The sequence below is a fragment of the Cytobacillus solani genome, assembly GCF_006704205.1.
Lineage (GTDB): Bacteria > Bacillota > Bacilli > Bacillales > Cytobacillaceae > Cytobacillus > Cytobacillus solani.
The window spans coordinates 3,758,766-3,778,401 of record NZ_CP041305.1; the positions used below are offsets into that span (position 1 = coordinate 3,758,766).

A 19,636-nucleotide genomic window follows, 5' to 3' on the forward strand; every position below is an offset into this window, starting at 1 on the left:
ATGAATCAAATACAGCCAACAAATCTTGATCCTACATTAACGAAACCAACAGAAGATAAATTGACGGAAACCACTGCTTCAGAAATTAAGCTGGCTCTTCGTCAAGACCCAGAAGTGCAAAATCTAGCACGGTCGATTGATGAACGAGATCAAATTCAAATTCTTGAATTCGGGAAAGAGCCAGCAACACAAATCTCTCGTTTCTCCGATCAAATTCTAGGCAATATGCGAGCAACAAAGGTCGAAGATTCAGGTGAATTATTAAAGCAGCTCGGTCGTATCATGGATAAGTTTGATAAGAAGGATTTTGAAAAAACTTCAGGCGGATTATTCGGAAAGCTGTTCAAAAAAGGTGAAAAGCTTATTGATAAGCTGTTTGGAAAATATCAAACGATGGGACATGAAATTGACAAGGTATATGTAGAAATTTCAAAGTACCAAAATGAGATGGTTGAATCGACAACCATGCTGGATCAAATGTATGAGCAGAACTATCAATACTATTTAGCACTTGAAAAATATGCGGTAGCAGGGCAAATGAAGGCGGATGAGCTGAAAGCCAATCAGCTTCCCCAGCTGGAATCACGAGCAGCTGCTGGCGACCAAATGGCATCGATGCAGCTGGATACCCTCAGAAATGGCATTGAATTACTAGAGCAGCGTGTATATGATCTGGAAATGGCGAAAATGGTTTCCTTACAAACCGCACCCCAAATACGTCTTTTACAAAGAGGAAACACAAAGCTTATCGGGAAAATTAATTCAGCTTTTGTAACAACAATTCCGATATTCAAAAATGGAATCATTCAAGCCGTTGCAGCGAAAAGACAGAAGCTTGTGGCTGACTCAATGAATGAGCTTGACAGAAGAACAAATGAAATGCTTTTGCGCAATGCACAAAATATTTCTACCCAAAGTGCTGATATTGCAAGACTTGCAGGTAGTCCAAGCATTAAGATTGAAACCATTGAAGAGTCTTGGAACATCATTATTAAAGGAATGCAGGAAACAAAAGCAATTGAAGAAGAGAATAAGCGTATGCGTGAAGAAGGAACAAGAAGACTTGAACAGCTTCAGGATAATTTTAAAAAAATTAAGCTGCAAGGTTAATAGGCAATTGGTTTTTTGCCAATTGTTTACATAAAATTACAACCAATAAAATTATGAGGTGAAAATGATGGCAATTAACTTACAAAAAGGACAACGTGTTGATCTTACAAAAGGAAATCCAGGTCTTTCAAAAATCATGGTAGGCCTAGGCTGGGATCCGGTTCAAAACCGTGGTGGCGGCGGGCTGCTTGGCTCTTTATTCGGAGGTGGCGGAGGAGGTGCAAATATCGACTGTGATGCGTCCGTGATTATGCTTGGTGAAAATGGAAAAATTAGAAGCAACAGTGATGTCATTTATTTCGGAAACTTAAAGAGCAGCGATGGTAGTGTCCAGCACACAGGCGATAATTTAACAGGAGACGGAGACGGCGATGATGAGCAAATCTTAGTTGATTTAAGCCGTGTACCTTCTCAAGTACACAAGCTTGTCTTTGTGGTTAATATTTATGATTGTGTGAAAAGAAAGCAGCATTTCGGAATGATTCAAAATGCATTCATTCGTATCGTGAACTCAGCTAATAATCAAGAAATGATCCATTTTAACTTAACCGATGATTACAGTGGACAAACATGTCTAGTTGTTGGCGAAATTTACCGTCATGGAAATGAGTGGAAGTTTGCAGCAGTGGGAACTGGGACGTCAGCACCAGGCTTAGGTGATGTTGTCCGTTCATTCTCTTAATCAATTGAATGTTGCTTAAAGCAGGGACCAGACAATATTGTCTGTGTCCTGTTTTTTTGGAAAACATTGGACCGCCCCCTATATTCTTCTAGATAACAACTACTCAATTAGATATTCCCACATGATATAATAATAGTATTCTATTAAAAATCACTTGACCTCAACGAATGATAGAAGGTGTACTTCTTATGCGAAAAGTGAGCCTATTTATATTTATCCTGTTTATTTCTCTAGCATTAATGGGCAGTTCTCAAGCAGCAATGGGTGGTATCCAGCTAAAAGATTATCCAAGTCACTCAACCTTAAAAAAATCACTTGTGCTTAATTCTCCATCTGTTCTTGGAAGTATTATTCTTTTACCAACGGACCCATTTGATGAGCGTGAAGCCTCACAAATTATTTCTAGAGTAGATAATTTGCCATTTTCCTTATTATCAAAAGTAGGGGAAGAAAATATTAAACTTAAATTATTTATTGGCAGACTAACTGATAATCCAACGGCAGCCCATCTTGAAGGAATGATTCCAAGAGGATATAATGGCGGAACAACATGGGATGACGTACCTGGCATTGGAGGGTCCAAAACAGTCCTAGTGAAGATTGGCTTCAGTGATAAGGGAAGTGGTCATAGTTCGGTGAATTTAGAGCTTCATGAGCTAGCTCATTCTATTGATCGCTATGTTTATGATGGGATGCGTAATAATCAGAAATTCTTAAAGATTTGGAAGAAGGAAAAACCGTTAATATTCCCAGCACAGGATTATTTCTTAACCTTTCCTGAAGAATATTTTGCGGAGACCTTTGCGATGTATTTCCTTGGTGGGGATTCAAGGAATCTGCTCAAGGCCAAGGCACCCGAAACATATCGTTTTATGAAAAGCTTAAAATAGAGGAAAGTATTTTTTTACCCCTCCCAATTTGATACAATAAAAACAATGCGAAAATAAAAGGTTGGGTTGAAATGAAACAATATTTAGAGCTTTGCAAGCATGTCCTTGAAAAAGGAGTGAAGAAGGAAGATCGAACAGGAACGGGCACGATTAGTACATTTGGCTATCAAATGCGATTCAATTTAGCAGAAGGTTTTCCGCTTTTAACAACAAAAAAGCTGCATATGCGGTCAATCATTTATGAATTGCTTTGGTTTTTAAATGGGGATACAAATGTCAAATTTCTTCAAGATAATGGTGTAAGGATCTGGAATGAATGGGCAGATAAAAACGGAGAGCTTGGTCCTGTATATGGTCATCAATGGCGTTCATGGACAGGGGCAGACGGGAACACGATTGATCAGATCAGCGAACTCATTCAGCAAATAAAAACAAATCCTGATTCAAGACGGATGATCGTAAATGCGTGGAATGTCGGTGACCTTGATAAAATGGCTTTGCCTCCATGCCACTGTATGTTTCAATTTTATGTAGCAGATGGGAAGCTATCATGCCAGCTCTATCAGCGTTCAGCAGACGTATTTCTTGGTGTGCCATTTAATATCGCTTCATATGCTCTGCTTACACTTATGATTGCACAGGTTTGTGATTTAGAGCCAGGTGAATTTATCCATACATTTGGAGATACACATATTTATTTAAATCATCTCGAACAAATTGAGCTACAGTTAAGCCGTGAGCCGCGAGCTCTTCCAAAATTGAGAATAAATCCAGAAGTGAAGGATCTCAACGGATTTCAGTTTGAAGACTTTGTTCTCGAGGAATATGATCCACATCCACATATTAAAGGAGTGGTAAGTGTATGATTTCACTCATGTGGGCAATGGACAATAACCATGTTATTGGTTATAATAATCAGCTTCCTTGGCATCTTCCAGAAGATTTAAAGTTTTTTAAGAGAACTACGATGGGACATCCAATCGCAATGGGCAGGAAAACATGGGATTCCATTGGACGGCCGCTTCCTGGAAGAGAAAACATCGTAATCACTCGCAATCCTGAATTCACATGTGAAGGATGTACCGTCCTAAACTCAGTTGAAGCCCTTCTTGAATATAGCCGACAAAAAGAAGAGGAAATCTTTGTGATCGGCGGGGCGGAAATTTTCAAACTCATTTTGCCTGATGCGGACAAGCTTTATTTAACTCGAATATACGATGAATTTAAAGGAGATACCTTTTTCCCAGCACTAAATTTGGAAGAATGGTCCTTGCTCTCTCGAGAAAAAGGCATTAAAGATGAGAAGAACCCATATGATTATGAATTTATGATTTATGAAAAAAAATAGTGTACAGAAGCTGCTCATATGTGAGCAGCTTTTCTTTTGATCCTAGTTAAAATAGCCTATCTATTATATAATGATAAGATGCAGATAGATTGGGAGGAACAGCATGATTCGATTAATCGCATTTGTAGTATATATGATTAGCTATTTAGTTTATAGTTTGCCGACTCTAGCAAAAATGAAGAAGCTACATCCAGAAATGCCAGTTGCTGAAAGGGATCGACTCATTCATCAATTACCTAGTAAATGGTCAAGCACAATCATGAAGATCACTGGCTCAAAGGTGGAAGTGAAGGGACAGGAATTTTTACCTGAAGGTCCAGTTGTGTTCGTATGCAATCATGAAGGTGATTTTGATATTCCGGTTTTATTAGCGTGTATTGATAAGCCATTTGGTTTTATTTCAAAGGTAGAAGTGAAAAAGGCACCGATTATCTCATCATGGATGGAAGTAATGAATTGTGTCTTCATTGATCGTAAAGATCGGAGAAGTGCGGTCAAATCTATTCGGGATGGGGTTGAAAAGCTAAAGAGCGGGCATTCCATCGTTATTTTTCCTGAAGGTACAAGAAGCAAGGGTGGACCTATTGGGGATTTTAAAGCAGGGGGCTTACGATTGGCGAAGGATGCTGGGGTTCCGATTGTTCCAATTGGAATAAAGGGCACCGCAGATATTTTTGAAAAGAATAATCGGCTTGTTCGTCCTGCAAATGTTCAAATTATTATTTGCCAGCCAATTGAACCACACTTGATTCGTGAAAAAGACATGAAAGAAATTGCCACAGACGTAAGAAATATAATTATTTCGAGCTTTATAAAAGAGAAAAAAGCTTCGTAACAATCAAAGACTCCTGAAAATGTGTCTGAAGGCACCAAAATTGGTACAACTGTATTAGGACATTTCTTAACGATTATAGAGGCGCTTCAAGTTCAGACAAGAATGTGCTTTGAAATACGAAAGCAGTCCGAAGCGGTTTAGAGTTCAGCCAAGATTGTACTTTAAAAGTCAAAAGCAGTCCAAAATAGCCACAAGTTCTGATTTGTTAGTAACGATCGAATTAGTTTCAAGTTTTTTAAAATTTACATAATAAGGGTGCATAACAAAAAATAGGGTATGAAACTATTGCAGTTTCATACCCTTTTGCTGCTTTGCTCATGTGTAGGCTAGTACGTCGGATTGATCAAATAGTCTGTTAATGCATTCACCATGACTTGAAACTCATTTGGATCACAAAATTCCTCAGGAGAAAAATTACTTTTTACCCATTGGATTAATTCGTGTGGAGTGTTGAAAAACTCCCCACTTGAATCACTTTTGCGAATCATATACCGCCCGTTATCCTCATCCAATGTCACTTCCACCGGCAGTGCACAGTCAAGACTGCATAATGAAAACTCCACTTTTCCACCTCCCGAGAAATTATAGGAATCTGTTTTACTTAACTTTCGATTAGTATATGTAAATATCCTTCTTTTCTATTCAGTTAAATATCGGAAAAATAAAAATTTTTAAATTATATGATTGAAATCAAAAACTCACATGGTATAATGAACAAATTAATATCGGAAGAGAAATGAGGGGGACATATGGAACAGAAGGTAATGAAGAAAAAATGGGTGCAGTTGGAGGAGATTTTGATTGCATACCAGCAATTGAAGGATATTGTTGCCCATACCCCACTGCAAAAAAATGAACGCCTATCAGAGAAATATAGCTGTAATATTTATTTGAAGAGGGAAGATTTACAACATGTACGATCATTCAAACTGAGAGGAGCATACTACTCGGTTAAATCATTGAATGAAGAAGAGGTCAAAAATGGGGTTGTCTGTGCAAGTGCAGGCAATCATGCACAAGGTGTTGCTTATGCTTGCCGTCATTTAGGGGTACGTGGAAAGATCTTTATGCCAGCAACGACGCCTAAACAAAAAGTATTTCAAGTTGAAATGTTTGGAAGGGAATTTGTCGATATTGTTCTCATAGGTGATACTTTTGATGATTCCTATGAACAGGCAATGAAATGTGCTGAGGAAGATCAGAGTGCTTTTATCCACCCATTTGATAACGAGAAAGTAATTGCCGGACAAGGAACGGTTGCTGTCGAACTACTGAATGATTGTGAGGAGCCAGTGGACTATGTTTTTGCAAGCATTGGAGGCGGAGGACTAGTCGCAGGAATTAGTACATATGTTAAAAGCATTTCCCCGAATACAAAAATTATTGGTGTTGAGCCGGCTGGAGCACCATCTATGCTCACTTCTTTTCAAAATAAGGCTGTCATCGCATTAGATGAGATTGATAAGTTTGTAGATGGGGCAGCGGTGAAATGTGTAGGATCAAAAACCTTTGATATCTGTTCTGAATTGGTTGATGATATTTTGCTTGTTCCTGAGGGAAAGGTTTGTACAACGATTCTTGAGTTGTACAATGAGCACGCGATTGTGGCTGAACCAGCAGGTGCGCTGCCAATTTCCGCATTGGATTTGTATAAAGAGGAAATCAAAGGGAAAAATATTGTATGTATCGTAAGCGGTGGGAATAATGATATTGAACGGATGCAAGAAATGAAGGAACGGTCTTTATTGCATGAGGGTTTGTTGCGTTATTTTATTGTTAATTTTCCTCAGCGTGCAGGGGCCTTACGTGAATTTCTCGATGAAGTGCTTGGAAAATCAGATGATATTATTCGCTTTGAATATACGAAAAAAAATAATAAAGAAAATGGACCGGCATTAGTAGGAATTGAGTTGAAGAATAAGGGAGATTACAGCAGCTTAATTGAGCGGATGGATAAAAAGGGGTTCGCTTATAAGGAGATAAATAAGGACAGTAACCTTTTCCATTTGCTTATTTAGTTGGTTTAGGAGTAATATAGTACATGTAGGAATGGCTGTCCGTAAATGGATGGCATAGGAAAGGCTAGTGAAAAGAAATTTAAATTGTTCAAGATAGAAATGAAAAAAGTCACATATTCAAAAATTAGTTTTTTTATGTGAACTAAATATGAACTTTTTTATTCTTTTCCCACAAGCTGCGCTAAAACCACTATAATGATACTAGAATGACTAGTAAGCACTTTAAGGAGGATGTTTTATGCTATCAAACATCGGTATTCCTGGATTAATATTAATTCTTGTATTAGCATTAATTATTTTTGGTCCAAAAAAATTACCTGAAATCGGTCGTGCATTTGGGCAGACGTTAAGAGAATTTAAAAAATCTACGCGTGAATTAACAAGTGATGTCATGGAAGAATTTGAAGAAGACGATAAGAAAAAAACGGTTAAATAAGGTGCGAGATTTAATATCTTGCCCTTTTTTTATCGTGTTTTTCATCGTTTAATAAGATATTCACTTCAAATTGGCAGGAGAAAAATATGACAGATAAAGAATTGAATTTAGTTGATCATTTAGATGAATTAAGGAAAAGGCTCATTATTACAGTTGGTGCATTTTTAGTTTTTTTTGTTGTTGGATTTATATATGTCAAAGATATTTATCAATGGTTTGTTCGAGATCTTGATGTAAAATTAATTGTTCTTGGTCCAAGTGACATTGTTTGGGTTTACTTTATGATTGCCTCTGTCATTGCAATTGCGGGGACCATACCGATTTTAGCTTTGCAAATATGGTTATTTGTTAAGCCTGCATTAAAACCGATCGAACGAAAAATTTCTCTATCGTATGTTCCAGCTCTATTTATTTTATTTATCATTGGACTTTGTTTCGGCTATTTTGTCATTTTTCCAACCGTACTAGGTTTTCTAGTTGAATTGGGGGGGCAAATGCTAGAGACCAATTTTACAGCTGATAAATATTTTAGATTTATCATGCATATGACAATCCCTTTTGGTATTCTTTTTGAATTGCCGGTAGTGATAATGTTCTTAACATCACTCGGTGTAATTAATCCATATGCCCTTCAAAAGATCAGAAAATATGCGTATTTTATTTTGATTGTTATTTCTATAGTTATTTCTCCGCCAGATTTTATGTCAGATATTCTTGTGGCGATACCATTGCTGTTTTTGTATGAAATTAGTATTAATTTATCAAAAATTGTTTATAAGCGTAAGCTGAAAAAAGAAAAGGAATGGGAAGAAAGCAACGAATTTGAAACGCTGGACGAGAACTAGTAAAAATTTTTTTACTCCCCAAAATTAGACAGTTTTTGAACAGAAATTAGGGTATAATATAGTCAAACGGGTGAAAAAGAGGATTGATATTTTGCTATTCAAAAGCCTAGAGTTCAAAAATGCTGTTGGACAGAAGGTAAAGATCACAGAAATTCCTGTATTGAACAGAAATAGCCCTGATTATTTCATGATTCAAGTCCGTTTGCAAGCCTTCATACAATCAATTTATGGGGTTCAGAAAAAGGATGCCATATACTCTTATCGAGAGTATTTGAAGAGAGTCTTAAAATGGCCTGATTACCAGAAATTATTTAAGACTCCAGAACTAAAAAATAATGCATAATATTTTCGAGTACCGGCAGATTTTGCCGGTGCTTTTTTTGATCATGCATAAAAAAAGCCTGAGCATATTGCTCAGACTCTTTAACCTGGAAATGGAGTTGGTGTAGGTTCTGCGTAGCCTTCTTTGTAAGTATCATCTATGTATTGGCGAATCTCTTTAATTGATTTTCCTTCATTTAACATATTAATGCTCTTTGCTGCTGTATCTAGACAGGTTCCACACCGAGTTCCATGATCATCCCATACAACTGCGCCATTTTCTTTGTTCTCATTGATAAAACAATCATAATTATCTTTATGGGCTGCTGAATCGCCGCATCCGCAATAACATGGAATATCTTCTAAAAGATCCTGGTATTCTCCGACAGCACTATAAACCATTTGGATTTGTTCATGTTGATCTTCGAGAAATATAGGGGCCACAGAAAGGGAGGCCGTCGTTTCTCGTAAATCACCATTTTCTGCATGATAAGAATGCTTGTCTTGATTCTTATCTGCTTTTGATTCTTCTGTCGATGAACAGGCTGATAACAAAATGATTATCGTTGTAAAGAATAGGAAATATGCAAATATATTTCTTTTCATAAAATTATCACCTATTTTCTCCTTATTATTCACTTCAATCCCATCATAGCATAATCGCAAACACGAATTATAAAAAAACAGCCCTATACTTTTATGAAAAACTCAATTGTGCTTAAATCGTAAAATTTTGTGTTTTTAGAGGATTTATGTAAACCTCTGTCGAATGGAAGATTTATAAAGTGGAAAAAGGACTCGGTGAATGAATAATGAAGGAACAAATAAACAACTTGCCTTTATTCAGAAAAATTTTGTTATTCTCCTTTTTTGTAAGCTTAACTTTAGTTATTGCAACAGCTGGAATTAGTTTATTGCTTCAAACGAAGCAAATGGAAAAGCAGCTCCGGTTTCGCGTTGTTGAAATGTCAACATTATGGGGAACAATTATTGATATCGATGACATTGCAAAAGTAAAAGCGGAAAGAAACCGGGAGTATTCCTCTTTTCAATCCTTAAAGCATAGCTTAACAATTGTGAATGAAAATGCTCCTTATTCAAACGCTGTTTTACTTTCACCGGAAGTTTCTGCTAATGGAGAGGTATTTGTTCTTGTTAGCTCAGAAGACTACGAAAAAAAAGGTGTAAAGTCACTCTCATCCTTGGAGGTTGATGAAACATATTTAGAATCATTCAATGAAGCCATTCGAAAAGAGATGGTTGTATCTAGTCCATTGTATCGGGATGAATTAGGTTATTGGATTACTTCATTTGTTCCAATTTTAGATCATAATGGTAAACTTGCTGCTATTTTAGCAATGGATATTAATGCTGCCATCCTAAGTGAATACCAAAAGAATATTACCTTTTACCTAATCGGAATCTTTGTTCTTATATTAATATTATATTATTACATATTGAAAAGAGGGCTAAGGAAATTCCTAAACCCTGTGAATGAAATTATTTCTGGATTTAATGAAGTTAGTAAAGGAAACTTTGAGGTGAAATTAAAAACGTCTGATGAGTCAGATTTAGGGATATTGGTCGAACGATTTAATGCAATGACAAATCAGCTATCCCAACTTTTTGAGCGTTTATCGGCAACAACTGAACAATTTGGAACGATTAATAAAAATATTGCTCCATTGCATCGATTTGAAGAGGCTATTGATGAAATGGAACAAATTCTGCAAAGAACAAAAATTCAGCGTGAGCTCCAACGTGCAGAAAAAATGAATGCCATTGGTCAGCTGGCAGCTTCAGTTGCTCATGAAATCAGGAATCCAATGACCGTTGTGAAAGGCTTTCTGCAAATCTTCTTGGCAAAAGAGCAGATGAGTGAAGAAGAACGAATGTATATCAGATTGATGATTGAAGAAATGCATAGGGCAGAAACGATTATCAATGATTATTTATCTTTAGCTAAGCCTGATATTGAACATATGGAACTGGTAGATGCTGGTGAATTTGCTTCGAGGGTAATGGATTTAATGAACTCATATGCGATGATGTCTAAGAATATTTCAATTGAGATAAGTTTAAACCATGGGGTATACATAAAGAGCAATCCAAGTGAGTTAAGGCAAGTCCTCATAAATATTTTAAAAAATGGCATTGAAGCGATGAAAGATGGAGGAAATCTGACTCTTTCTGTTTTTAAAGAAAATGGATATGGGGTATTTAAAATTAGTGACACAGGTATAGGTATGTCAAAAATAGAATTGGATAGATTAGGCACTCCCTTTTACTCATTAAAGGAAAAGGGCACGGGAATTGGCATGATGGTATGCTACCAGATTATTGACAGAATGAAAGGGAAGATAGAGGTAGAAAGTGAAGTTGGCATAGGAACGACATTTAACATATTTATCCCATTAGCTGATGAATAAAGCAATGAAAATATTGCCATTTATTCCATCCTCCAGAATATGTTAATGAAGAGGAGGTGGGTAAGGATGAAAAAGAAAAATGTCCTTTTATTCAGTGATTTTGGGATTGATGATGTTGTTGCAGCTATATTTGCTCTCTTTTCTAAAGAAATAAATGTAGTCGGTATAGTTGCAGATTATGGAAATGTTTCGAGGAAGGATGCATTAAGAAATGCTGCCTTTCTACAAAATGTAACAGGAATTACGACTATTCCAATATTTGGCGGAGCTGTGCTTCCATTAACAGGTGAAAGACCAGTCTACTATCCTGAGGTGCATGGCTTTGAAGGCCTTGGCCCCTTAGATCCCCAATTGGAAGTAGATCCAGATTTACTGGAAAACTTTAACGAAATTGTTCCATTAATCGAACAACATGAAAATAACTTGTTAATTGTTAACATCGGCAGATTGTCTTCATTAGCCACTGCATTTATTTTGTACCCAAATCTAATGAAGAAAATTACTGATTTCTATATTATGGGGGGAGCATTTAACTTTCCAGGAAATGTAACTCCGGTCGCAGAGGCAAACTTTTATGGGGATCCTTATGCTGCGAAAATCCTGATTAATGAGGCGCCAAAAAAACTTCATATCATTCCATTAAATGTAACGATGTCTGCCATTATTACACCATCTATTATAAATACGCTTCATCAGCATTATCAAAAAACGCAGAACAAAACGGGTTTGATTGTCAAACCGATGGTTGATTATTATTATTCATTTTATCAAAAAACGAATCCAGGTATAAGCGGGAGCCCCTTGCATGACGTATTTACTTTATGGGCGTTATTTAACGAATCAGAAGTTGTCTATCAGGAAGCCCCTGTTCAAGTCGTTGTTGATCAAGGAATTGCTTTCGGTCAAAGTATTGGCGATTTCAGAAAAGCTCCTGATTTAGAATCGAAAGACTTTAAAATTCATAATGTTGCTGTACAGTTTAATTATCGTTCTTTTATTAAGTCTTTTTTTGATATTATGAAAAATCATAATGGGAATTTTGCATAAAAACAGAAGATTAAAAGTTAGTTCACAAGTTTGTCACCGAATTTTCTTCCTTCTTTCTTATACGTCTGCTAAAATAAGTTCGTATATGGATAGGAGCGGATATTAAAAATGAAAATACGATTACTGACAATTATAAGCATACTAACAGTCATTCTTCTTTCGGCATGTGGCAAAGGTGAGTTAAAGGATGCTAAGAACTGGCCAGTTCCAGATTTTACTTACACAGATCAAAATAATAAATCTTTTGGATTAGCAGATCTAGAAGGCAAGGTTTGGGTTGCAGATTTTATTTATACAGCCTGCCCAGATATTTGTCAGCCAATGACTTTTAATATGAGTAAACTACAAGAAATGGCAAAAAAGGAAGAAGTTGAAAATATTGAATTTGTTTCCTTTAGTATAGATCCTTCAGTTGATAAACCAGAGGTGTTAACTGAATATAGCAAGCAATTTAATGCAGATTTAAAGAATTGGCATTTTCTCACTGGTTATGAACAGAAAGATATCGAAGCATTTGCAAAAGGTTTCAAAACAATCGCACAAAAGCCGGAAAATAGTGATATCGTTATTCATCAATCATACTTCTATTTAATTAATCAAGAAGGGAAAATTCAACAGTTGTATAAAGGGGATAAAGAAGTCCCATATGAAGAAATTATTGATGATATAAAAACATTGCAATAGACCTAGTCGATAGGTCTATTTTTTCTTGAAACTTTTCGTAGTCAATATTTACTTACAGATCAATCAGGTTTGAAACGTTATGTATTCCATTTTACGTGTTATAATATCAATACGAAAGTGTCAAACAGCCCTACAGCTAGATGCTTCACTTTTCTATATAAGCCGGGTGATAATATGAGAAAGATCTTGCCATTCATTCTATTTAGTTTACTGTTTTTGGCTTCATGCAATTCTAATACGTTCATAAATGAAAAACTAGAACAGCATAAAGAAGTTACGTTAATGATCAAGGAAAAGGTTCCAGAAGAATTTTTTCCTCAGGATGTTAAAATTGTTTCTGTAGGTGATTCATTAACACAAGGTGTTGGAGATAGTACGAATCGTGGCGGCTATGTCCCATATCTGGAGGAGCTGCTTGAAAAAGACAAATCGATTAATGATGCTTTATTTGATAATTTTGGCATAAGAGGAAATCGATCGGATCAGCTCTTAAAAAGGATTGCATCAAGCGAGGTAAGGGATGCTGTGAAAGAAGCTGATTACGTCATTGTAACTATTGGGGGCAATGATGTAATGAAGGTTGTACGAGAGAATTTCTCAAACTTGAACCTCAAAGCATTTAGTCAGCAAAGAAAAGTATATGAAAAGAATTTGAAGGAAGTATTGACTACCGTTCGCAACGACAATCCAAATAGCAAAATCATCTTAGTTGGCCTGTACAATCCGTTCTTTAAATGGTTTGCAGATATACGTGAAATTAATGAAATTATTGGGGAGTGGAATCAAGTAAGTCAAGATGTATTAATGAAATATCCCAATACTTATTTTGTAGGGATTGCAGATCTTTTCTATGATGAAGGAGAAAATCTTCTGCACACAGATTATTTCCATCCGAATGATCAAGGATATGAATTAATTGCGAATCGAATTTTTGAAAAAATAAATGAAGAAGTACTAGAAAAGGCTTCAACTGAAAACAAGGAGAATGGAAATTGAAGGATCAGAAATGGAAAAAGCTATTTTTTCTTTTGCTAAGCCTCATTGTTATATTTATACTGGTCATTTTCATCTTATTGAAAACACCAGCAACTGAGGAGAATTATATTGCAGAAAATTTAAATACAGACGATTATGTCCCTTTTAAAATACAGACAGATAAACAAGATCTAAATAAAGTAATCAATCATTATCTCAAAAAAGAAGGATTGACAGGGGCAATTGATTATAAAGTGTTATTAAATGATGAAGTTGAGTTATATGGGCTGATTCCGGTATTTAGTCAAGATATCCAGCTAAAGCTTACGTTTGAACCACAGGTTTTAGATAATGGAGACATCGTTCTGCAGCAGAAGTCTATATCTGTAGGGAAGCTTCAATTACCTGTATCGTATGTATTAAAATTTATTGGCGACAAATACAAGCTTCCAAAAGGGGTAACCATTCATCCGAACGAAGAAAAAATATATGTTTCATTGCAAAAAATGAAATTAAAGAGTGATGTCAAAGTAAAGGTTGATGAATTCAACTTAAAGAATGATGATATTCGGTTTACTTTATTAGTTCCGGTAAAAGAGTAAAAAGGCGTGACAACAGTCATGCCTTTTTTATCCTTCAAGCATTATGGCTTCAAGATCAGGTCCGTCAGTAACTGAACCTATTAACAAGATTGAATATACTTTATTCGGTTCTAAACGAACGTGTGGGATGGATAATACCACATTTTTGGACCCTGCAATTCGTGTCTCAAGATCAACGGTCATTGGTGAAAGTCCGAGATAGCTTGTGAATTTTCGGTAGGCAATATTAGAAAAAATCACATCTCTGTTTTTTACTGCTATATCGAATGCAGGTGCATCATGTGCTAGATGAATGAACCTTACTTTTGTTTCCCCGTATGGCACGTGATGCTCGTCTTCCAATGCAAGCCATTTTAAATTTTTCCCGGTCCCGCTGAATAGAAAAGAGTAGTTTTTTCCTTGTCCCACAATAATCTTTCTGCTTAATACGGTTGATACCATATTTCCTGCAGGATAAATATCGACTTGGTATTTTCCTGCAGGAAGAGATAAGTAGGTACTTGCTTCTTTAAATGGAAAGTCATTTAATACCCTTAAACCATTTACATAAATATCAACATTTGATGCATCATTGGAGGCATGAACGAACCGAATCTTTGCAGGGAATGCCGTCCCGCTTTGAGGTGGGTTCATTTGCGTGCGCAAGGAATGAGCAGCTAATGTCATATATTTTAAATGCTTCTGATAATAAGCAATATGCTTAGCTGGGTCTATATATTTATAATAATTGGCTAATAAATCGTATTGTCCCGCTTTTTGAAAGTGACTATCCTGATTTCTATTTAGAGACATACTCCTCGCTCCTATCTAGATCGTATACTTTAGTAACATATGCAAATCGAACTAGGTTGGTGTCACGAGTTAGGACTTCAAAGTAAAAATATAGTTTTATGAAATTTTTACGAAATGACAAAATTTCAGCTTTACTTATGGCTGAAAATTCCATATAATAAATTTATATCAACGGAAGGCGGGTGAAGTGTAATGGAAAACTTATTAATTGTTCGTACATTAATTGTTGTTGACACTTGCACAGCCCAAATCCATTCTGTTTGATAGTTGTAGAATTTCGTATGTCTTTCTATGCTTATTAAACCATGGGCTGTGCTGCCTATGGTTTTTTTGTTGTACTTAATTTAAATAGCATGGAGGAACAAACATTGAATTTACAAACATTTGGTTTTAACGATTATTTTGAAAAAGAATTTGAACAATATCAAGATGCGGGCTATGCTGTTGGACGGGTAGCTCTTGAACATAAAAGAATGTATCGGGTTTGGACAGAAGAGGAAGAGCTTTTATGTGAAGTATCAGGTAAATTCTCCTTTTTAGCAGAATCAAGGGATGATTTTCCGGCAGTTGGAGATTGGGTTGTTTTGAAAACGCGAGCTGGAGAGAATCGCGGAACGATTCATGCAGTTTTACCTAGAAAAAGTAAGTTTTCAAGAAAGGCAGCAGGAACAAATACAGAAGAGCAAATAGTTGCCGCGAATGTTGATACTATCTTTTTAGTTAATTCACTGAATGATGATTTAAACCTAAGACGCATAGAAAGGTATTTACTGCTTTCTTGGGAGAGTGGGGCAAATCCTGTAATTGTCTTAACAAAAGCAGATTTATGCAAGGATCTAGAAGAAAAGCTTGCTGAAGTTGAATCGATTTCGATGGGCGTTCCTGTCGTATCTGTCAGTGTGGTTGAAGAGAGTGGCCTTGCTGGGTTACAGCCCTATTTATTACCGGGAAAAACGGTCGCACTCCTTGGGTCGTCTGGTGTAGGAAAGTCTACTTTAACGAACTACCTTTTAGGCGATGATAAACAAAAAGTACAAACGATTCGTGAAGGGGATGATAAGGGCAGACATACAACCACCCATCGGGAATTGATTCTGCTTCCACAGGGAACTGTATTGATTGATACGCCGGGTATGAGAGAGCTACAGTTATGGGATAGTGAGAATGGTCTGGCTGAAAGCTTTACAGATATTGAGAACATGGCAGACGAATGTAAATTTCGTGATTGCACACATGTGAATGAACCAGGCTGTGCGGTCATTCAAGCAATTGAAAATGGCTCGTTGGATCAAAATCGCTTAACTAGTTATAAAAAACTTCAAAAAGAACTAGCTTATCTTGAAAGAAAGCAAGATAAGCGGGCACAGTCTGAAGAGAAAAAACGCTGGAAAAGCATCAGTACCGGTCTGAAGCAAAAATATAAAAAAGTTTGAGTTCGAACACAATGCCTCTTCGTGATGAAGAGGTTATTTTTATATTAATTTGGGTCTGTGAACAGGTAATTGCACTTTTCCATTTTAAATGGGCAAATACCCGTACAGGTCAAGCACCTACAACATAACTTAATATAGAAAATGCCCTAAAACTTATGAGGAGTGAATGAAGATGCAATATGGACATGATTGCGGTTTTGATCCATGCTTTTCAGGTTACGGTTATCCGGTAGCCGGAGCTAATACAGGAAATTGTTGCGGATTCTCAGGTGGCTTTGCATTGATCGTTGTATTGTTTATTCTGCTAATTATCATTGGTGCCAGCTGCTACGGTGCTTGGTAAATAAAAAACTTAGTTGCTGTCTCCTTATGGGAGGCAGCTTTTTATATTTTTATTAAAAAGAAGTAGAATAATAGAATTTCATATTCTCTAAGAAAGAATCAGACAATCCTTTCATATACTTAATTAGTTGAAATTTAAAGCCTAGCAGTGCTTCAAATTGGATGGAGGGAGCTTATGACGCAAACGAATTTAATTAAGCCAATGCTCGAAACGCTTTATCCCGTCATTGACTATGGAAAGGGAGTCTACTTGTACGACAAAACTGGAAAGGAATATTTGGATGCGTCATCGGGTGCGATTACAGCGAACATTGGTCATGGTGTAGAGGAAATTATTGAGGCCATGCATGAACAAGCGAAGCGGGTTTCCTTTGTCTACCGTTCACAGTTTACAAGTGAAGCTGCAGAGAATCTCGCAAAAAAGATTGCTGAATTGTCAATTGGTGATTTAAATTGGAGTTTTTTTGTGAATAGCGGTTCAGAAGCTACAGAGACGGCAATGAAAATCGCAATCCAATATTGGCAGGAAAAGGGAATATACACAAAAAACAAGGTTCTTTCGCGCTGGATGAGTTATCACGGCATCACACTTGGAGCTCTCTCCATGTCTGGGCATACTGGCAGAAGAGCTAGATTCATCCCGCTTCTTGAAGACTTCCCTGTCATTCATCCACCATATTGCTACAGATGCCCTTATAATCGTGAGGCACCAGAATGCGGATATGTTTGTGCACAGGAGCTTGATACCGTCATTAAACGGATAGGTGCAGAACAAATCGCGGCATTTATTGCGGAACCAATTATTGGTGCTTCGGGCGGAGCAATCACGCCTCCGAAAGATTACTATAAGGTGATCAAAGAGATATGCGATAAAAACAACATTCTTTTCATCGCTGATGAAGTGATGACAGGGTTCGGTCGGACTGGTCCGATGCTGGCATGTGAGCACTGGGACATTGAACCAGATATCGTCGCACTTGGAAAAGGAATGGGTGCTGGGTACGCACCGATTGCTGCTGCATTAGTTAGTGACCGAATTATGGAGCCCATTCTACAAGGATCAAAAGTTGTTATGAGCGGGCATACATTAAGTGCAAATCCGCAAAGCTGCGCTGTTTCCCTGGCAGTCTTGGAATATTTGGATAAAAACGAAATTATGAAAGAGATCGATGAGAAAAGCACATATATATTTCAAAGACTAAAGGTGCTTCAGAAGATGTTTCCATTCATAGGAGATATTCGTGGAAAAGGACTGATGATTGGTCTGGAATTTGTGGAAAATCAAGCTAATAAAACTCCATTTCCACGCTCATTTCTTTTCACACAAAAGCTCATTGGGCAAGCGGAAAAATGCGGATTAATCCTATATCCGGCAGGAGCAGGGATAGATGGGGTGAACGGAGATGCTATCTTAATTGCTCCTCCTCTAACGATAACGATTCCGGAAATAGATGAATTAGTGAAGCGTCTACATGAAACATTCCAACTATTCACAGCAAACAATTTAATTAAAGAGGATGATGCTTAATGGAAAACGCCTTTAATAAAATCATCACAATTGAACAAGCAATGGAGAACTTTCATGATGGAATGACTATTATTTTTGGCGGATTCGGGGGAATTGGATCACCACCAACGATCATTGATGGCCTCCTTGAAAAAGGAGTAAAAGAATTAACGCTAATTGGAAATGATACAGGATTCCCTCACATCGGGATCGGCAAAATTGTAAGTGAAGGAAGAGCGGTAAAAATTATTGCCTCACACATCGGTTCAAACCCTGTCGCAGGGCAGTTAATGACCGATGGCAAGCTGGAAGTTGAATTTTCACCACAAGGAATTTTAGCCGAAAGAATTCGTGCCGGTGGAGTAGGATTGGGGGCGATTCTATCAGATATCGGGATGGACAATGAAATGGTTGCAGGCGGAAAACAAAGAATGTTAGTGGAAGGAAAGGAATACTTAGTTGAAACCGCTTTAACGGGTGACGTCTCTATTATTTTTGCAAAAAAAGCGGACCCGTATGGAAACTTAATTTATGACAAAAGTGCGCGAAATACGAATCCTTTAGTTGCAATGGCTGGGAATATCACCATTGCCGAGGTAGAGGAAATTGTTTCGCTAGGAAACTTGAAACCTGATGAGATTACAACCCCAGGTGTGTTTGTTGATTATATAGTTCCTTCAAAAGGGGTGAATTGGACATGGGCTTGGGAATAGATGTTAGAAATCGGATCGCTAAAAGAGCAGCTGAGGAAATAAAAAACGGAATGGTTGTGAATTTAGGGATTGGCATTCCATCTCTTGTACCCAATCATTTACCGGATGATATCAATGTCATGTTTCATGCGGAAAATGGAATCACGGGGATGGGGCCGAGCCCGAAAAAGGGAGAAGAGGATGAAAATCTATGCAATGCAGGCGGTTTTCCTGTAACAGTAGTATCGGGAGCTTCTTATTGTGATAGTGCAATTTCCTTTGGGATGATCCGGAGAGGAAGAGTAGACATGACGATCCTTGGTTCTTTAGAAGTTAGTGAAAATGGTGACCTTGCCAATTGGATCGTTCCAGGAAAAAAAGTGCCGGGAATGGGTGGTGCCATGGAGCTTGCTCAAAAAGCCAAAAAAGTTATTGTGTTAATGAATCATGTCGATAAGCAGGGGAAGCCAAAAATTGTGAAAGAATGCTCTCTCCCTCTAACATCAGCGAGATGTGTGGATTTAATCATTACGGAAATGGGTGTATTTGAGGTTACGAATAATGGCTTACACTTAAAAGAAATTTTCCCACCATATTCATTTGAAGAAATTAAAACAAATACAGGCTGTGATTTTCATTGGTAAGCAC

Annotated in this window: 23 protein-coding genes; 20 read left to right on the forward strand and 3 right to left on the reverse strand. The window is 37.1% G+C overall.

The window, feature by feature from the left end:
* The 6 genes from FI644_RS18820 to FI644_RS18845 all read left to right on the forward strand — a co-directional run bounded on the left by FI644_RS18820 (nt 1) and on the right by FI644_RS18845 (nt 4,865).
* Nucleotides 1-1,110, forward strand: a complete 1,110-nt coding sequence (locus FI644_RS18820; protein WP_142108711.1) for a toxic anion resistance protein — start codon at nt 1-3, stop codon at nt 1,108-1,110.
* A gap of 67 nt (nt 1,111-1,177) precedes the next feature.
* Nucleotides 1,178-1,792, forward strand: coding sequence for a TerD family protein (locus FI644_RS18825; RefSeq protein WP_053476692.1), 615 nt, complete (start codon nt 1,178-1,180; stop codon nt 1,790-1,792).
* 188 nt (nt 1,793-1,980) lie between these two features.
* Nucleotides 1,981-2,682, forward strand: coding sequence for an anthrax toxin lethal factor-related metalloendopeptidase (locus tag FI644_RS18830; RefSeq protein WP_142108712.1), 702 nt, complete (start codon nt 1,981-1,983; stop codon nt 2,680-2,682).
* 71 nt (nt 2,683-2,753) lie between these two features.
* Complete coding sequence (locus FI644_RS18835) at nt 2,754-3,548, forward strand: thymidylate synthase (protein ID WP_053476690.1); 795 nt, start codon at nt 2,754-2,756, stop codon at nt 3,546-3,548.
* On the forward strand, nt 3,545-4,030 hold the full coding sequence (locus FI644_RS18840) for a dihydrofolate reductase (RefSeq protein ID WP_053476689.1): 486 nt from the start codon (nt 3,545-3,547) through the stop codon (nt 4,028-4,030). The genes FI644_RS18835 and FI644_RS18840 overlap by 4 nt, the downstream gene beginning before the upstream one ends.
* Nucleotides 4,031-4,133: 103 nt before the next feature.
* Nucleotides 4,134-4,865 (forward strand): lysophospholipid acyltransferase family protein, encoded by a 732-nt coding sequence (locus FI644_RS18845; protein ID WP_142108713.1) that lies wholly within the window; start codon nt 4,134-4,136, stop codon nt 4,863-4,865.
* A 326-nt stretch (nt 4,866-5,191) separates the two neighbouring features.
* Here the strand turns inward: FI644_RS18845 and FI644_RS18850 are convergent, their stop codons facing one another.
* Nucleotides 5,192-5,428, reverse strand: coding sequence for a hypothetical protein (locus FI644_RS18850; protein WP_053476687.1), 237 nt, complete (start codon nt 5,426-5,428; stop codon nt 5,192-5,194).
* Between the two features lie 186 nt (nt 5,429-5,614).
* On the opposite strand from FI644_RS18850, the gene ilvA reads away from it, so the two are divergent.
* The 4 genes from ilvA (at nt 5,615) to FI644_RS18870 (ending at nt 8,507) form a co-directional block, all read left to right on the forward strand.
* Entirely contained in the window at nt 5,615-6,883 is a 1,269-nt protein-coding gene (ilvA, locus tag FI644_RS18855; protein ID WP_053476686.1) for a threonine ammonia-lyase IlvA, read from the forward strand.
* A 238-nt stretch (nt 6,884-7,121) separates the two neighbouring features.
* On the forward strand, nt 7,122-7,319 hold the full coding sequence (locus FI644_RS18860) for a twin-arginine translocase TatA/TatE family subunit (RefSeq protein WP_053476685.1): 198 nt from the start codon (nt 7,122-7,124) through the stop codon (nt 7,317-7,319).
* Nucleotides 7,320-7,405: 86 nt separating this feature from the next.
* Complete coding sequence (gene tatC / locus FI644_RS18865; RefSeq protein ID WP_053476684.1) at nt 7,406-8,164, forward strand: twin-arginine translocase subunit TatC; 759 nt, start codon at nt 7,406-7,408, stop codon at nt 8,162-8,164.
* 91 nt (nt 8,165-8,255) lie between these two features.
* Nucleotides 8,256-8,507, forward strand: coding sequence for a DUF2535 family protein (locus FI644_RS18870; protein WP_053476683.1), 252 nt, complete (start codon nt 8,256-8,258; stop codon nt 8,505-8,507).
* Between the two features lie 80 nt (nt 8,508-8,587).
* On the opposite strand, the gene FI644_RS18875 is transcribed toward FI644_RS18870, so the two are convergent.
* Entirely contained in the window at nt 8,588-9,091 is a 504-nt protein-coding gene (locus tag FI644_RS18875) for a PCYCGC motif-containing (lipo)protein (protein ID WP_056685323.1), read from the reverse strand.
* A 206-nt stretch (nt 9,092-9,297) separates the two neighbouring features.
* Between FI644_RS18875 and FI644_RS18880 the strand changes: the two genes are divergently transcribed.
* The 5 genes from FI644_RS18880 to FI644_RS18900 all read left to right on the forward strand — a co-directional run bounded on the left by FI644_RS18880 (nt 9,298) and on the right by FI644_RS18900 (nt 14,222).
* On the forward strand, nt 9,298-10,914 hold the full coding sequence (locus FI644_RS18880; protein WP_053476681.1) for a sensor histidine kinase: 1,617 nt from the start codon (nt 9,298-9,300) through the stop codon (nt 10,912-10,914).
* Between the two features lie 66 nt (nt 10,915-10,980).
* Nucleotides 10,981-11,961: a nucleoside hydrolase gene (locus tag FI644_RS18885; protein WP_053476680.1), complete on the forward strand. Its 981-nt coding sequence runs from the start codon at nt 10,981-10,983 to the stop codon at nt 11,959-11,961.
* A 108-nt stretch (nt 11,962-12,069) separates the two neighbouring features.
* Nucleotides 12,070-12,645: an SCO family protein gene (locus FI644_RS18890; protein WP_053476679.1), complete on the forward strand. Its 576-nt coding sequence runs from the start codon at nt 12,070-12,072 to the stop codon at nt 12,643-12,645.
* A 174-nt stretch (nt 12,646-12,819) separates the two neighbouring features.
* Nucleotides 12,820-13,641 (forward strand): SGNH/GDSL hydrolase family protein, encoded by an 822-nt coding sequence (locus FI644_RS18895; protein ID WP_053476678.1) that lies wholly within the window; start codon nt 12,820-12,822, stop codon nt 13,639-13,641.
* The gene (locus FI644_RS18900; RefSeq protein ID WP_053476677.1) at nt 13,638-14,222 is read left to right on the forward strand and encodes a YpmS family protein; all 585 of its coding nucleotides are present in this window, start codon (nt 13,638-13,640) and stop codon (nt 14,220-14,222) included. Before FI644_RS18895 ends, FI644_RS18900 begins: the two co-directional genes overlap by 4 nt.
* 27 nt (nt 14,223-14,249) lie before the next feature.
* On the opposite strand, the gene FI644_RS18905 is transcribed toward FI644_RS18900, so the two are convergent.
* Nucleotides 14,250-15,014, reverse strand: coding sequence for a DUF4397 domain-containing protein (locus FI644_RS18905; RefSeq protein WP_053476676.1), 765 nt, complete (start codon nt 15,012-15,014; stop codon nt 14,250-14,252).
* A 353-nt stretch (nt 15,015-15,367) separates the two neighbouring features.
* Between FI644_RS18905 and rsgA the strand changes: the two genes are divergently transcribed.
* From rsgA to FI644_RS18930, 5 genes are all read left to right on the forward strand, one after another.
* Nucleotides 15,368-16,447 (forward strand): ribosome small subunit-dependent GTPase A, encoded by a 1,080-nt coding sequence (gene rsgA / locus FI644_RS18910; protein WP_172797714.1) that lies wholly within the window; start codon nt 15,368-15,370, stop codon nt 16,445-16,447.
* A gap of 172 nt (nt 16,448-16,619) precedes the next feature.
* Complete coding sequence (locus tag FI644_RS18915; protein ID WP_142108714.1) at nt 16,620-16,790, forward strand: YjcZ family sporulation protein; 171 nt, start codon at nt 16,620-16,622, stop codon at nt 16,788-16,790.
* Nucleotides 16,791-16,964: 174 nt separating this feature from the next.
* Nucleotides 16,965-18,317, forward strand: a complete 1,353-nt coding sequence (locus tag FI644_RS18920; protein ID WP_053476673.1) for an aspartate aminotransferase family protein — start codon at nt 16,965-16,967, stop codon at nt 18,315-18,317.
* On the forward strand, nt 18,317-19,009 hold the full coding sequence (locus FI644_RS18925; protein WP_053476672.1) for a 3-oxoacid CoA-transferase subunit A: 693 nt from the start codon (nt 18,317-18,319) through the stop codon (nt 19,007-19,009). Before FI644_RS18920 ends, FI644_RS18925 begins: the two co-directional genes overlap by 1 nt.
* Nucleotides 18,994-19,632: a CoA transferase subunit B gene (locus FI644_RS18930; protein WP_053476671.1), complete on the forward strand. Its 639-nt coding sequence runs from the start codon at nt 18,994-18,996 to the stop codon at nt 19,630-19,632. The genes FI644_RS18925 and FI644_RS18930 overlap by 16 nt, the downstream gene beginning before the upstream one ends.
* Nucleotides 19,633-19,636: the final 4 nt, after the last annotated feature.